Below are 14,271 nucleotides of genomic sequence, written 5' to 3'. Positions count from 1 at the left end.
CCGCGGCTGCATCCCCGCGGTTGCATGGTTCGTCGCGCTCAGCCCATCAACCCGCACAAACGGTCTCGCACCAGGCGCTCGGCGTCGGCCATGATGCGATCTATGAGCGCCGCGCAGGTGGGAATGTCGTCGATCAGGCCCTGCACCATGCCGACGGTCCAGATGCCGGCCTCGGTATCGCCTTCTTCATAGACGCGCCGGCCCTTGGCGCCCGCGATCCTGGGCCCGATCTGGTCGATGCCCGCGCCGGCCCTTTCCATGTCGAGCACGCTCTGTGCGAGTTCGGACCGCGCCACGCGGCTGCTGTTGCGCAGGCTGCGCAGAATCAGGCAGGTATCGGCTTCGCTGTTTTCCACGATGGCCCGCTTGATGTTTTCGTGCACCGGCGATTCCTGCGTGCACATGAAGCGCGTGCCCATATTGATGCCTTCGGCGCCCAGCGCCAGGGCGGCCACCAGGCCGCGCGCATCGCCGAAGCCGCCGGACGCGATGACGGGTATGCGCAGCCGCGCCACGGTGGCGGGGATGAGGATGAGCCCCGGCAGGTCCGACTCGCCCACGTGCCCCGCACATTCGAAACCATCGATGCTGACCGCGTCCGCGCCGATCTGTTCCGCCTTGACCGCATGGCGCGGCGTGGTGCACTTGTGGATGACCTTGATGCCGGCCGCCTTGAAGGCCGGCATGTGGGCCGCCGGATTGTTGCCGGCGGTCTCGACGATTTTGATGCCGCTGTCGATGATGACGTCCCGGTAGGCCTCGTAAGGCACCGGCTTGAGCGTGGGCAGAAAGGTCAGGTTCACCGCGAACGGCCGGTCCGTCATGGACCGCGTCCGGCGTATTTCGTCATGCAGGGCCTCGGGCGTGGGCTGGGTCAGTGCGGTCAGCACGCCGAGCGCGCCGGCATTGGCCACGGCCGACACCAGTTCGGCGCGGCCGACCCACTGCATGCCGCCCTGCACGATGGGATGCTCGATGCCGAGCAAGCGGGTAATCGCGGTCCGCACGTCAGCTTTTCCTTTTGAGTCCGCACAGCACGCCCGGGATCAGCGCGGGCAGGTCTTCCGCGATCAGGCCGGGACCATGCGCGGTGGCCGCCGCGCCGTGTATCCAGGCGGCCGCGCAGGCGGCATCGAAGGCTTCCATTCCCTGCGCGAGCAGGCCGGTGATCATTCCCGTGAGGACGTCGCCGCTACCGCCGGTGGCCAGGTCAGGCGGCGCATTGGCGTTGATGGCGGCGCGTCCGTCCGGCGCCGCGATGACGGTGTCGGCGCCCTTCAGCAGCACCACCGCGCCGCTGCGCTGCGCCGCGCGCCTGGCGCTGGCCAGCTTGTCGCCGGCCCGATCGAACAGACGGCCGAATTCGCCTTCGTGCGGCGTCAACACGCAGGGCCCGCGTATGGCGTGGAACAGCGTGGCGGACTTGTCGGTGAAGGCCGTCAGCGCGTCCGCGTCCAGCACCACGGCGCGCCGCGTTGCCAGCGCGGCCTGCACGTGCGCGCGCGTGGCGTCCGATATGCCCGCGCCGGGACCGATGGCGATGGCGTTCTTGCGGCTGTCCGTCAATAACTCCTGGAAGGCGGCATCGTCCGCCACGGGCTGCACCATGATGCTGGTCAGCGCCGACGCATAGACCGTCCAGGCGGCGGCGGGCGCCGCAACCGTCACCAGGCCCGCGCCGATGCGGGCCGCCGCCAGCGCGGACAGCCGCGCCGCGCCGGTCATCACTTCCCCGCCCATGACGACGGCATGGCCGCGCGCATATTTGTGGCCGTCCATGCGCGGCCAGGGAAAACGCCGCAGCCAGTCCTCCGGCGCATTCTCGTGGGCCTGCGGTCCTATCGTTTCCAGCACCGACGGCGGAATGCCGATGTCGGCCACGATCAGCTCGCCGCACAGCGCGCGCCCCGGCAGCAGCAGATGGCCGGGCTTCTTGCGGAAGAAGGTGACGGTGCAGGCCGCCGGCACGGCCGTGCCCCGTACGGCGCCGGTGCCGCCGTCCACGCCGCTGGGCGTATCGACCGCGCAGACAGGCAGCCCGCGCTCCTGCGCCGCCTGCAGGGTGGCCGCCGCCAGGCCGTCGACCGGCCGCGCCAGCCCGGCGCCGAATATCGCGTCGATGACCAGTTCCGCGCCTTCCAGCACCGAGGGCGACAGGGGAAGCACGTCGCCCGGCCACAACGCGGCATGATGGGCGGCGTCGCCCTTCAAGGCCTGCACGGTGCCCAGCAAGGAGACGGTGACCGGCCAGCCCGCGGCCGCCAGGTAACGGGCGGCCACGAAACCATCGCCGCCGTTGTTGCCCGGCCCGCACAGCACGGCCACCGGTCGGGGCGCCCAGCGGGCGCGCACCGCCCGCGCCACCGCCGCGCCGGCGTTTTCCATCAGCATGATCCCGGCATGCCCGGCCAGCATCGCCGCCTGGTCGGCGGCCGCCATTTCCTGGGGAGTCAGCAGCGCGTAATCGTCGTTCATCCGGGCCTCCGTCGTGATGCGGCGCCGCGGCCCGCGCCGCGACGTCCTCAGACTTTAGCCTACCGATGGCGTCGCGCGGCTAGGCAAGCAGCAAATGCAGGCCCAAGGCACCGACGCCGGCGAAGAAGCAGCGGCGGAAAACCGTGGCGCTGACGCGCTGCCGCAGCCATTGGCCGGCCAGCATGCCCAGCAGCGCCGGCACCAGGGCCAGCAGCGACGCCCAGGCTTCGCGTCCGCCGAACTGGCCGCCGTGGATCAGGTCGCCCGCCAGCGCGATGGTCGATGCGGTGAAGGCCAGGCCCATGGCCTGCACCAGCGCGTCGCGATCCAGTCCCAGGGCCTGCAGGTAAGGCACGGCGGGGATCACGAAGATGCCGGTCACCGACGTGATCGCGCCGGTGGTGGCGCCGACGACCGGCCCGGCCCAGCGCTGCGCATCGAGCGGCACGTGCAGGCGGACCGCGCTCAGGCCGATGGCGGCATACAGCAGCAGCGCCGCGCCCAACGCGTGGCCCGCCCAGGCGGTTTCCCGCCCGGCCAGCCAGACGCCCGCCAGCCAGGTTCCCACGAATACCCCCGCCAGCATGGTCCAGAGACGCCGCAGCAGGTACAGGAAGCGTCCGCCGGCGGCCAGTTGCCAGACATTGGTCACCATGGACGGGATGATCAGCAGGGCCGCAGCCTGCGGCGGCGCCATAGCCACGCTCAGCATCGCGATGGACACCGTGGGCAGGCCCAGGCCGATCACGCCCTTGACCAGGCCGGCCACCGCAAAGCTGGCCATCACCAGCAGAATCAATGCAGTCCCGCCATCGCGGTAGAAATCGAACAAGGTAGACATGCCCGGCATGATGCCCGCCGGCGCGGCGCGCGGAAAGCGGTATTACACTGAGGCAGCCTTCGGCCTTGCCGTAGGCTGGATCCGCCGCCGGGGCAGACCGGCCAGGCGGAGGCCCGCCGAGGCCCGTGCAAACCGCCGAAGGCTCCGGGGCGGCCCGCGCGTGGCCGCATCCGGCCATGCGCCCGACCTGACCGAGACCCCGATGCGCTTCGACCTGACCGACCTCAGGCTGTTCCTGAATACCACCGAAAGCGGCAGCATCACGGCCGGCGCCACGCGCACGCACCTGGCGCTGGCTTCGGCCAGCGCCCGCCTGCGCGGACTGGAAGCATCGCTGGGCACCCCCTTGCTGACCCGCGGCAGGCGCGGCGTCCAGGCCACGGCGGCGGGCCAGGCCCTGGCCTACCATGCACGCAGCCTGCTGCAGCACGTGGACCGCATGCAGGAAGACCTGGGCGACTACGCCAGCGGTTTCAAGGGCCGCGTGCGGCTGCTGTGCAATACGTCCGCCGTGACGGAACATCTGCCGGAGCCCCTGGGTGCCTTCCTGCTGCGGCATCCCAGCATCGACGTGGACCTGCAGGAACACCCCAGCCACCGCATCCTGCCCGAACTGCGCGAAGGCACGGCGGACGTGGGCATCGTCTCCGACGCGCTCGACCTGGGCGGCCTGTACGCCACGCCATTCCGGCGCGACCGGCTGATGCTGCTGGCGCCGCGCGGCCATGCGCTGGGCCGCCGCGCGCGCGCCCGCTTCCACGAAACGCTGGACCATGACCACGTCGGCCTGCCGGCCGCCAGCGCGCTCGGCATCTACCTGGACGATCATGCCGCACGCATCGGCCGGTCGTTGCGGGCCCGCGTGCGCGTGCACGGCTTCGACGCGGTGGCGCGCCTGGTGATCCAGGGCGCGGGACTGGGGATCATGCCGGAATCGGCGGCCCGTCGCTGGACGCGCCGAGGCCAGACGCGGCTGCTTATACTGGACGAACCCTGGGCCGACCGGCGCCTGATGCTGTGCGCGCGCACGCTGGAAGCCCTGCCCAACTACGCGCGCGCGCTGATCCAGGCGCTGCAGCCGCAAGCCGGAGATCCCATATGACCCTCACCGCCACCGCCGCCCCTGCCCACGCCCCCGCCAGAGTGGCCATCACCTACTGCACCCAATGCCATTGGCTGCTGCGCGCGGGCTGGATGGCGCAGGAGCTTTTGTCCACCTTCGGCACGGATCTCGGCGAAGTCTCGCTGATCCCCGGCACCGGGGGCGTGTTCCAGGTGCATTGCGACGGCGCGTTGATCTGGGACCGGAAAGCACAGGGTGGCTTTCCGGACGCCAAGGTGCTGAAGCAGCTGGTACGCGACCGGATCGACCCCGCCCGCGACCTGGGACATATCGACCGCGTCCACGGCCCGTCGTAGGCGCTACTTCATATACAGCTTGCGCAGCTGCCGCACGTCCTTCACCTTGTCGATATTCCACAAGGTATCCAGCAGCGTCGCCGCCCTGCCCTTGCCCAGCACCGGCGCCAGCAGGTCCATGGCTTTTTCGTTCTCCTCCGCCGGGGTCAGCGGGTTCTCGAAACTGCCCTTGGCCGCCATCGTCTGGCCGTGCAGCACGCGGCCGTCCTTCAGGTGCACCTCCATCACGCAGCGCCAGCGGCGCTGGACGTCGGTCAGCGACGGATCGCCGACGGCGTGCACGCGGTCGCGCATTTTCAGCACCCGCGGATCCTTCATCCGATCGAAATCGTGCGCCGACTTGAAGGTCAGCTTGCGATCCAGCAGCATGACGGCCAGCAGGTGCTGCACTGAAATGTCCGGCATGGGCCGGTTGTTGACGATCTCCAGTTCCTTGTCCGGCATGTTGGCCACCACCTTCTCGACGTCGGCCGCGCCGAAGCCGTGCTCCGCCATCAGGTCGTTCAGCACGTGCATGGGACCCTGGATGGGCCCGCCGATCGGCCAGCGCTTGATCGACGCGCGCAGCATCTCGTAGGTCTTGCCCAGGTCGCGCGACAGATCCTCGCGATCGAAGGCCTCGGGCGCGAAGGTATGGAAGAAATCCCGTTCGCCGGAGAAGATGTCCTCCACCCCGGTCCACCCGGCCGCCGCCATCATCGCCGCCTGCAGGCCGTTGTGGGCCGGCATGCCGCCCATCGCATAGGCTTTCTCGATATGTTCGGGATCGCGGAACATGGTGTACAGGCCCGCGGTCTGCTGGCCGGTGTACGACAGCATGTAGCGCACCTGCAGCGGCGTGAGCGCCAGCAGCGTGCCGGCCGCGGCGGCCGCGCCGAACAGCTGGCCCGTCGCGCCCGCGTGGTGGCCCGAGCGCAGATAGGGCATGGGCTTCAGCGTCAGCAGCATGCGCGCGCAGACGTCGTAACCCAGCACCACGGCGCGCAGCAGCTGCTCGCCGCTCAGGCGGCCGCGTTCCGCGATCGCCAGCGCGGCCGGAACCACGCTGGTGCCGGGATGCGTCAGCGATGGCGGATGCGTGTCGTCGGTTTCGTCGGCATGGCCGAACATGCCGTTGGCCAGCGCGGCGTTCTGTACCGTCGTGACGATGCGCGTGCCGATCACGCCGGCTTCTTCACGGCCGCCCAGCTGCTTGACGTACTCGATGGCCTTTTTGCCGGGCAGCAGCCGCGATCCGGAAATCATCGCGGCGAAGGTATCGACCAGATGCAGCCTGGCACGGTCCGCCACCTTGGCCGGCACCTTGCGCGATGCCGCGCCCGAGATGTAGCGGCTGAGCTTCTGCATGACGGCGGAGACTTCGTTGTTCTTCATCGAACTATCCTATGTGGGATTGCATGAAAGGCCAGGCGTACGCCCTACTCCGCCTTGATGTTCATCTTGTGGATCAGGTCCGCCCAGGTCGCGGTTTCGGTCTTGATGGTCTGCGCGAATTCCTGTGGGGTGTCGATGCTGAGTTCCAGGCCCTGCTTGGCCATCGCGTCGCGCACGTCGGGTTGCTGGATGACTTTCTGCGCCGCCGCCGCCAGTTTCGCCACGATGGCGTCCGGCGTCTTCGCCGGCACCAGCAGCCCGTACCACGACGTCACGTTGAAGCCCGGCAGCCCGGACTGGTCCAGCGTCGGCAGATCCGGCGCGACGTCGGAACGCTTCATGCCCGTTACCGCGAGCGCGCGCAGCTTGCCTTCCTTGACGTGCGGCATGACGGCGGAAACGCTGCCGAACATCAGCTGCGCCTGGCCGCCCAGCAAGCCGATGGTGGCCGGGCCGCCGCCCTTGTAGGGGATGTGGGCGATGTCGGTGCCCGTGCGCGCCTTGAACAGTTCACCCGCCAGATGCAGGGGGCTGCCCGGCCCGCTGGACGAGTAGTTGAGCTGCCCGGGCCTGGACTTGGCCAGCGCGATCAGTTCCTGCACCGTATGCACGGGCAGCGCCGGGTTGACCACCAGCACGTATTGCGCGGCCGCCAGCATGGTGACCGGCTTGAAGTCGCGCTGCACGTCGAACGGCAGGTTCTTGAACAGCGACGGGTTCATGGTCAGCGCGGTATTGAATCCCATCAGCACCGTATAGCCGTCGGGATCGGCCTTGGCGACGATGTCGGTGGCGATGTTGCCCGATGCGCCCGCACGGTTGTCGACCACGATGGGCTGGCCCAGGATGTCGCTCAGCTTGGGGGCCATGATGCGCGCCAGGGTATCGGTGCCGCCGCCCGGCGGGAATGGCAGCACCAGGCGGATGGGCCGCACGGGCCACTTGGACTCGTCGGCGCGGGCCGGCGCGGCCTGGGCCAGGCCGCCGATCAAGGCCATGGCGGCCATGGCGGGCGCCAGTGCCCGCACAACGCGAGCAGGGGCGCCTTTCGCCCGGATTGCGAAATTCATGGTTGTCTCCTTGCACCCGTCGGGTTGTTATGAATTCGGTCCCGCCGCCAGCTCGCGCGTGATCTCCCGCACGTCCTTGACGTTTTCCAGGCCGCGCACCAGCGCGATCGCCCGTTCGGCCCGTGCGGCGTCCCAGTGGCTGAATTCCGCGCACTCGCGGAATTTATCGGCCACTTCGTCCTCCGACATGGGATTGGCCTTGTTGCCCTTGCCCGCGTCGACGCGTTCGCCGTGGCGCGTGCCGTCGTTCAGCTCGATCTCCACATACGACGTCACGATGTTGTGATGCTCGCGGGCGGCTTCCTCCGGCGTGAACGTGGTGTATTCGACCTTGGCGATGGCGGCCTGGACGTCCGGCCGCATGACGTACTCGTCATGGAACTGGTTCAGTCCGCACTTGCGCTCCAGCAGCAGCGCCGCCAGGCAGAACTCCAGGCTGAACTTGGCCTGCAGTTCGGTGGTGGGACGATGGTGCAGCAGCGTGTGGTGGATGTTCTGGCTGGTCTTGACCCGGACGCGCCTGACGTCCGCCGGACGTACGTCATGGCGCTTGACCAATTCCAGCATCTTGGTCATGGCCGGATGTCCCAGGCTGCCCGTGGGGAACGCCTTCAGCCAGATGCCGCGATCGACGAAAGACCAGGGCTGCCCCAGCTTGTCCATCAGCCGCGGCGCTTCGTAACCGCCGCCCAGCGCCTGGAAAAAGCCGCGCTTGGCCTCCAGGATGATGGGCGAGGCGGTAAAGCCGCGCTGCTGCAGGTCGGCGGCGAAGATGCCGACTTCCGCCGAGCGTCCCGCGTGGAAGGGCTTGACCGACTGGCCGAAGTTTTCCTGCAGCCCGCCCGCCTGGCTGGCCGCGATGCCCAGCGTGGTGGCGATGCCGTCGGCGTCCATGCCGTAAAGGCGTCCGACGGCCGCCGCCGCGCCCAGCATGCCGCAGGTGGCGGTGGCATGAAAGCCGTGCAGGATGTGGTTGACGTGCGTGGCGTCGAACAGGCGGCAGGCCACTTCCACGCCGATCTGGTAGGCCAGCGACAGCGCACGGCCCGTGGCGCCGCGCGCCTCGCCGGCGGCCAGCACGGCGGACAGCACCGGCGCGGTCGGATGCACACCCTGGAAGCGGCCGGTCTCGGCCTGCAGGGTGTCGTCGTAGTCGTCGGCGTGCATGGCGGTGCCGTTGGCCAGCGCCGCGAAGCGCGGCGACAGCTTCAGCGCGGTGCCCAGCACCGTGGCCGGGCCCGCGCATCCCAGATCCCGCAGATAGCCGGCCAGCACGCGCCCGGGCTGGGATATAGCCCCCGGAAGCGCCACGCCCAGGGCGTCGAGGATGGCTTTCTTGCCCAGTTGCTGGACTTCGTCAGGGATGTCCTGTTCGCGCGTGCCGACCACGAATTCCGCCACATGGCGGGTCAATGGCGGCACGCCGGCGGCGCCGGTCGTCGTCATGCTTTGCTCCTTCCTTATCCGGCCGTCCGCGCGGGATCGCGCGGCGGCGCATTTTTGAATATGTGCGGAGAATGAAGAAGCCGGACAATCGTGTAAAGTGCAAAGATTATTAGGATTATTGCGCTTCACGCATTGATGAACTTCGATCTGGCAGATCTGCGCGCCTTCGTCGCCGCCAGCGACCACGGCAGTTTCCGCGCCGCGGCGGAAGTGCTGTGCATTTCCCAATCCGCCCTGAGCCGGCGCATCGAAAAGCTGGAAACCGCGCTCGGCCTGAGGCTGTTCGAACGCACCACGCGCCGGCTGGAGCTGACCACCGCCGGCCGTGGCTTCGTCCACAAGGCCCGCCACGTCCTGAACGAACTGGAAAGCGCGCTGCTGGGCACGCGCGACCTGGCCGACCGCATGTCGGGCGAAGTCACCATCGCCTGCGTGCCATCGGCCGTGGCGTACTTCCTGCCGCGCGTGATCAAGGCCTACCACGACGAGTACCCGCGCATACGGCTGCGCATACGCGACGAAACCTCGGCCGAGATCCTGACCACGGTGGCGCGCAGCGAAGCCGATTTCGGCCTGACCTACATCGGCACGCAGGAGCCCGACGTCGAATTCGAACCGCTGATCGAAGATCCCTTCGTCCTGGCGTGTTCGCGTGAACACCCCCTGGCGCGCAAGCGCCGGGTGCGCTGGGCCGAGCTGGCCGCGCACGACTACGTCACCGTCGCGCAGGGCAGCGGCAACCGCATGCTGATCGATCAGGCGCTGGCCAATACCGCGGCGCTGCCGCGCTGGTTCTGCGAAGTGCAGCACGTGCCCGCGCTGGTCAGCCTGGTGGAAGCCGGGGTGGGCGTGGGCGTGGTGCCCAAGCTGGGCATGCCGCACCTGGGGCACGCCACCCTGGTCAGCGTGCCGCTGGTCGAACCGTCGATCTCACGTACGCTGGGCCTGATCCGGCGCCGCGGACGCGCGCTGTCGGCGGCGGCCCAGCGGCTGTACGACTTTATCGTGCAGTCTCATCTCTAGACTGGCTGCCCGGGTAGGTCCCGGGCATCAGGATGCCGCGATCGATGTCGTGGATGTCGCGGTGCCCGCACAGGGCCATGGTGACATCCAGTTCGTTCGCCAGGATCTGCAGCGCCTTGGTCACGCCTTCGCGTCCGCCGGCGCCCAGGCCATACAGGAAGGAGCGGCCGATCAAGGTGCCGCGCGCGCCCAGCGCCACCGCCCGCAGGATGTCCTGGCCCGAACGGACGCCGCCGTCCATCCACACTTCCATCGCGCCGCCCACGGCATCGATGATGGACGGCAGCATGCTGATCGACGACATCGCGCCGTCCAGCTGCCGCCCGCCGTGGTTGCTGACGATCAGCGCATCGGCGCCGCTGTCCACAGCCAGGCGCGCGTCTTCCGCGTCCAGGATGCCTTTCAGGATCAGCTTGCCGCCCCAGCGCCGCTTGACCCAGGCCACGTCGTCCCAGTTCAGGGTCGGATCGAACTGTTCGGCGGTCCATGACGCCAGCGACGCCATGTCCGCCACGCCCTCGGCATGGCCGACGATATTGCGGAAGGCGCGCCGCTTGGTGCCCAGCATGTGATAGCACCAGGCCGGCTTGCCCGCCATATTCAGGATATTGCGCAGCGTCAGGCGCGGCGGCGCGGTCAGGCCGTTGCGCAGGTCCTTGTGGCGCTGGCCCATGATCTGCAGGTCCAGCGTCAGCATGAGCGCCGAGCAGTTGGCGGCCTTGGCGCGGTCGATCAGGCGTTCGATGAAGGCGCGATCGCGCAACATGTAGACCTGGAACCAGAAGGGCTTCGTGGTGTTCTCGGCCACGTCCTCGATGGAACAGATGCTCATCGTCGACAGCGTGAACGGCACGCCGAAGGCCTCGGCCGCCTGCGCGGCCAGGATCTCGCCGTCCGCGTGCTGCATGCCGGTCAATCCGGTCGGCGCCAGGGCCACCGGCATCGCGACGGGAATGCCGGCCATCGTCGTGGCGATGTTGCGGTTTTCCATATTGCGCGCGACGCGCTGGCGGAAGCGGATTTTCTGCAGATCGGCCTCGTTGGCGCGATAGGTCGATTCAGTCCAGGAGCCGGAATCCGCGTAGTCGTAGAACATGCGCGGCACGCGTCTTTCGGCGATCTTGCGCAGGTCTTCAATTGTGGCGATAAAGGATCGTGGCGGCAGGGGCATGGTCGGGTCGGGCAGTGTCTGGTAAGCAGCGGTTCAGGGTATCCAGCGAGGCGAGAGCTTAACCCACCGTCGCCTCGGCCACGGCCGTCCAGGCGGCGGGCCCGTATCGCGGCCACCCCAAAAAGGGGGATATCAGGGCAAACCCCGCGTTTATCCGCCTTGCGCTTTGGTCCGGTATGCCTAAGAATACCTGTTACTTTTCGTAGTCATATCGTCCGATCCGTTGGGGGCCCGCAGTGTCGGTAGTGCAATTGGCCTTGCGGCGCCCCTATACGTTCATCGTGATGGCGCTGCTCATCCTGCTCGCCACGCCATTCACGCTCATGCGCATGGCGACGGATATCTTCCCGGAAATCAACATTCCGGTCATCAGCATCATCTGGAACTACAACGGCCTGTCCGCCCAGGAAATGGGCCAGCGCATCGCCGCCCAGAACGAGCGCAGCCTGACCACCACCGTCAGCGACATCGAGCACATCGAATCGACGTCGCTCGCCGGCATCAGCGTCATCAAGATCTTCTTCCAGCCCACGGCCAACATCCAGACCGCCATCGCCCAGGTCGTGGCGGCCGAGCAGACCCAGGTGCGGCAACTGCCGCCCGGCATCACGCCGCCGCTGGTGATCAAGTATTCGGCGTCGAGCATCCCGGTCATCCAGCTGGGGCTGTCCAGCCCGACAATGCCCGAGCAGGCGCTGTTCGACGCGGCGCTCAACACGCTGCGGCCGCGCCTGATCACCATCCCGGGCGTGGCGGTGCCCTTCCCCTACGGCGGCAAGAACCGGGTGGTGTCGGTCGACCTGGACCTGCAGGCCCTGCAGGCGCGCGGGCTGTCGCCGTCGGACGTCGTCAACGCGATCAACGCGCAGAACCTGATCCTGCCGTCGGGCACCGCCAAATTCGGCGAAACCGAATACAACGTGAAGATGAACAGCTCGCCGGACACCATCGCCGGGCTGAACAACCTGCCGGTGCGCGCGGTGCCGGGCGGCGCCACGACCTATGTGCGCGACGTGGCCTACGTGCGCGACGGCTACAACCCGCAGACCAACATCGTCCGCCAGGACGGCGTGCGCGGCGTGCTGCTGTCGGTGCTGAAGAACGGCGGCGCCTCGACGCTGGACATCGTGTCCAACCTGTACGACCTGCTGCCCAGCGTGGTGGCCACCCTGCCGCCGGAGATCAAGCTGACGCCGCTGTTCGACCAGTCGGTGTTCGTGAAGGCCGCCGTCAAGGGCGTGGTTCTCGAAGCCCTGATCGCAGCCCTGCTGACGGCCACCATGGTGCTGCTGTTCCTGGGCAACTGGCGCAGCACGCTGATCATCGCCCTGACCATCCCGCTGTCCATCCTGGCTTCCATCCTGGTGCTCAAGGCGCTGGGCGAGACCTTGAACCTGATGACGCTGGGCGGCCTGGCCCTGTCGGTCGGGATCCTGGTGGACCAGGCCATCGTGACGATCGAGAACATCGAGCGGCACATGCATCTTGGAAAAGATCTGAATTCAGCGATCCTGGATGGGGCCAATGAGATAGGTGTGGCGGCCTTCGTCTCGACGCTCTGTATCTGCATCGTCTTCGTGCCGATGTTCTTCCTGTCCGGCGTGGCGCGCTTCCTGTTCGTGCCCCTGGCCGAGGCGGTCGTGTTCGCCATGCTGGCGTCCTATATCCTGTCGCGGACCCTGGTGCCCACGCTGGTGATGCTGCTGATGCGCAACCACGGCAAGGAAGACTCCAACGCCCGCCCCAGTGCGCTGCAGCGCGTCTACCGCGCCTTCGACCAGCGCTTCGAGCGCATGCGCCGCGCCTATACCCTGGTGCTGTCGTCGCAACTGGCGCGGCGCAAGGTGTTCGCCTCGGTATTCCTGGGCTTCTGCCTGCTGTCCTGCCTGCTCTATCCCTTCCTGGGCCGCGATTTCTTTCCGACGGTCGACGCCGGCCAGATCCGCCTGCACGTGCGCATGCCCACCGGCACGCGCATCGAGGAAACCGCGCGCCTGGCCGACGAGGTCGAGAACCACATCCGCGAGCTGATACCGCCCAAGGATCTGGAAACCATCCTGGACAACCTCGGGGTGCCCAACAGCGGCATCAACCTGTCCTACAGCAACGCCGGCACCTTCGGTTCGCTGGACGGCGAAATCCTGATGTCCCTGCGCGACGGCCATGCGCCGACCGACGATTACATCGCCCTGCTGCGCGCCGAACTGCCCAAGCGCTTCCCCGGCCTGGAGTTCTTCTTCCAGCCGGCGGATATCGTCACGCAGATCCTGAACTTCGGCCTGCCGGCCGCCATCAACGTCAAATTCACCGGCGCCGACATGCAGGCCAATGCCCGCCTGGCGAGCGAACTGGTCAATGGAATCCGGCAGATACCCGGCGCGGTCGACGCCCATATCCACCAGCGCCTGGACTTGCCCACGCTGGATATGGTGATGGACCGGACCCGCCTGCAGCAGGTCGGCCTGAGCGCGGCCAACGTCGGCCAGAGCGTCCTGATCGCATTGTCGGGCAGTACGCAGACGTCGCCGGCGTTCTGGCTGAACCCGCGCAACGGCATCGTCTACAACGTGGCGGTACAGGCGCCGCAATACCAGATCGACGGCATGGACCAGTTGCTGGCGCTGCCGGTCGGCGCGCCCGGCGCCGCCGGCGGCAGCAATACGCAATTGCTGGGCAACCTGGTGGACATCCGCCCGTCGCGCCAACCCGCGGTGGTATCGCGCTACAACATCCAGAATGCCATCGACGTCTACGTCGGCGTGCAGGGCAAGGACCTGGCCAGCGTCGCGTCGCAGGTGTCGCGGCAGGTCGACGAGATCCGCCACAAGCTGCCGCGCGGCAGCCAGGTGCGGATCCTGGGCCAGGTGGAAACCATGCAGAGCTCCTTCCTGGGCCTGGGGGTCGGCCTGCTGATGGCCATCGTGCTGGTCTACCTGCTGATCGTGGTGAATTTCCAGTCCTGGATCGATGCGTTCATCATCATCACCGCCCTGCCCGCGGCCCTGGCCGGTATCGCCTGGATGCTGTTCATCACCGGCACGACGCTGAGCGTGCCCGCGCTGACCGGCGCCATCATGACCATGGGCGTGGCCACCGCCAACAGCATCCTGCTGGTGTCCTTCGCCCGCCAGCGACGCGAGGAAGGCGCACCCGTGCTGTCGGCCGCGCTGGAAGCGGGCGCGACGCGCCTGCGCCCCGTGCTGATGACCGCGTTGGCCATGATCATCGGCATGATCCCCATGGCGCTGGGCCTGGGCGAAGGCGCCGAGCAGAACGCGCCGCTCGGCCGCGCCGTGATCGGCGGGCTCCTGTTCGCCACGATATCCACGCTTTTCTTCGTGCCGGTGGTCTATGCCGGCGTACATCATCGACTGGGACGCCGCAAAGCCGGCGCCGCCGACGCGGGCAGCACCCCGCCGCTGGCGCCCGATACCGCGCGGCGGGAGATCTGA

General features: G+C 68.1%; 11 protein-coding genes. 4 read left to right on the top strand and 7 right to left on the bottom strand.

The features are described from left to right. Nucleotides 1-38: 38 nt before the first annotated feature. The 3 genes from CAL26_RS12425 to CAL26_RS12415 all read right to left on the bottom strand — a co-directional run bounded on the left by CAL26_RS12425 (nucleotide 39) and on the right by CAL26_RS12415 (nucleotide 3,316). A complete protein-coding gene (locus tag CAL26_RS12425; RefSeq protein WP_094847232.1) occupies nucleotides 39-1,007 on the bottom strand; it encodes an NAD(P)H-dependent flavin oxidoreductase in 969 nt (322 codons plus the stop codon). Nucleotide 1,008: 1 nt separating this feature from the next. Next, the gene (locus CAL26_RS12420) at nucleotides 1,009-2,475 is read right to left on the bottom strand and encodes an NAD(P)H-hydrate dehydratase (protein WP_094847231.1); all 1,467 of its coding nucleotides are present in this window, start codon (nucleotides 2,473-2,475) and stop codon (nucleotides 1,009-1,011) included. 79 nt (nucleotides 2,476-2,554) lie between these two features. After that, nucleotides 2,555-3,316 (bottom strand): sulfite exporter TauE/SafE family protein, encoded by a 762-nt coding sequence (locus tag CAL26_RS12415; protein WP_094849835.1) that lies wholly within the window; start codon nucleotides 3,314-3,316, stop codon nucleotides 2,555-2,557. 202 nt (nucleotides 3,317-3,518) lie between these two features. Between CAL26_RS12415 and CAL26_RS12410 the strand changes: the two genes are divergently transcribed. Both CAL26_RS12410 and CAL26_RS12405 read left to right on the top strand, forming a co-directional pair. Beyond that, nucleotides 3,519-4,418 (top strand): LysR substrate-binding domain-containing protein, encoded by a 900-nt coding sequence (locus CAL26_RS12410; RefSeq protein WP_094849834.1) that lies wholly within the window; start codon nucleotides 3,519-3,521, stop codon nucleotides 4,416-4,418. Next, the gene (locus CAL26_RS12405; RefSeq protein WP_094847230.1) at nucleotides 4,415-4,735 is read left to right on the top strand and encodes a SelT/SelW/SelH family protein; all 321 of its coding nucleotides are present in this window, start codon (nucleotides 4,415-4,417) and stop codon (nucleotides 4,733-4,735) included. The genes CAL26_RS12410 and CAL26_RS12405 overlap by 4 nt, the downstream gene beginning before the upstream one ends. Nucleotides 4,736-4,738: 3 nt before the next feature. Here the strand turns inward: CAL26_RS12405 and CAL26_RS12400 are convergent, their stop codons facing one another. From CAL26_RS12400 to CAL26_RS12390, 3 genes are read right to left on the bottom strand one after another with little or no spacing between them, the layout of a single operon-like run. Further along, nucleotides 4,739-6,109 carry an MmgE/PrpD family protein gene (locus tag CAL26_RS12400; protein WP_094847229.1) on the bottom strand — a complete coding sequence of 457 codons (1,371 nt, stop codon included), beginning with the start codon at nucleotides 6,107-6,109 and terminating at the stop codon, nucleotides 4,739-4,741. A 44-nt stretch (nucleotides 6,110-6,153) separates the two neighbouring features. After that, nucleotides 6,154-7,179 (bottom strand): tripartite tricarboxylate transporter substrate binding protein, encoded by a 1,026-nt coding sequence (locus tag CAL26_RS12395; RefSeq protein WP_094847228.1) that lies wholly within the window; start codon nucleotides 7,177-7,179, stop codon nucleotides 6,154-6,156. Nucleotides 7,180-7,206: 27 nt separating this feature from the next. Continuing rightward, on the bottom strand, nucleotides 7,207-8,625 hold the full coding sequence (locus tag CAL26_RS12390) for an MmgE/PrpD family protein (RefSeq protein WP_094847227.1): 1,419 nt from the start codon (nucleotides 8,623-8,625) through the stop codon (nucleotides 7,207-7,209). Nucleotides 8,626-8,760: 135 nt separating this feature from the next. Here CAL26_RS12390 and CAL26_RS12385 point away from each other — a divergent pair, with 135 nt between their 5' ends. Beyond that, nucleotides 8,761-9,648 carry a LysR family transcriptional regulator gene (locus tag CAL26_RS12385; RefSeq protein WP_094847226.1) on the top strand — a complete coding sequence of 296 codons (888 nt, stop codon included), beginning with the start codon at nucleotides 8,761-8,763 and terminating at the stop codon, nucleotides 9,646-9,648. Here the strand turns inward: CAL26_RS12385 and CAL26_RS12380 are convergent. Next, nucleotides 9,626-10,819, bottom strand: coding sequence for an alpha-hydroxy acid oxidase (locus CAL26_RS12380; protein ID WP_094847225.1), 1,194 nt, complete (start codon nucleotides 10,817-10,819; stop codon nucleotides 9,626-9,628). The genes CAL26_RS12385 and CAL26_RS12380 overlap by 23 nt on opposite strands. Before the next feature lie 236 nt (nucleotides 10,820-11,055). On the opposite strand from CAL26_RS12380, the gene CAL26_RS12375 reads away from it, so the two are divergent. After that, a complete protein-coding gene (locus tag CAL26_RS12375; RefSeq protein WP_094847224.1) occupies nucleotides 11,056-14,271 on the top strand; it encodes an efflux RND transporter permease subunit in 3,216 nt (1,071 codons plus the stop codon).

The sequence above is a fragment of the Bordetella genomosp. 9 genome (assembly GCF_002261425.1).
GTDB lineage: Bacteria > Pseudomonadota > Gammaproteobacteria > Burkholderiales > Burkholderiaceae_B > Bordetella_C.
The sequence above is the reverse complement of the archived record's forward strand: the minus strand, read 5'-3'. Positions and strand labels throughout refer to the sequence as shown.

Bases quoted from the DNA above. Each gene is read 5' to 3' on its own strand.
- CAL26_RS12395 (WP_094847228.1), bottom strand. From the start codon at position 7,179: ATGAATTTCGCAATCCGGGCGAAAGGCGCCCCTGCTCGCGTTGTGCGG.
- CAL26_RS12385 (WP_094847226.1), top strand. From the start codon at position 8,761: ATGAACTTCGATCTGGCAGATCTGCGCGCCTTCGTCGCCGCCAGCGAC.
- CAL26_RS12415 (WP_094849835.1), bottom strand. From the start codon at position 3,316: ATGTCTACCTTGTTCGATTTCTACCGCGATGGCGGGACTGCATTGATT.
- CAL26_RS12410 (WP_094849834.1), top strand. From the start codon at position 3,519: ATGCGCTTCGACCTGACCGACCTCAGGCTGTTCCTGAATACCACCGAA.
- CAL26_RS12400 (WP_094847229.1), bottom strand. From the start codon at position 6,109: ATGAAGAACAACGAAGTCTCCGCCGTCATGCAGAAGCTCAGCCGCTAC.
- CAL26_RS12390 (WP_094847227.1), bottom strand. From the start codon at position 8,625: ATGACGACGACCGGCGCCGCCGGCGTGCCGCCATTGACCCGCCATGTG.
- CAL26_RS12420 (WP_094847231.1), bottom strand. From the start codon at position 2,475: ATGAACGACGATTACGCGCTGCTGACTCCCCAGGAAATGGCGGCCGCC.
- CAL26_RS12380 (WP_094847225.1), bottom strand. From the start codon at position 10,819: ATGCCCCTGCCGCCACGATCCTTTATCGCCACAATTGAAGACCTGCGC.
- CAL26_RS12405 (WP_094847230.1), top strand. From the start codon at position 4,415: ATGACCCTCACCGCCACCGCCGCCCCTGCCCACGCCCCCGCCAGAGTG.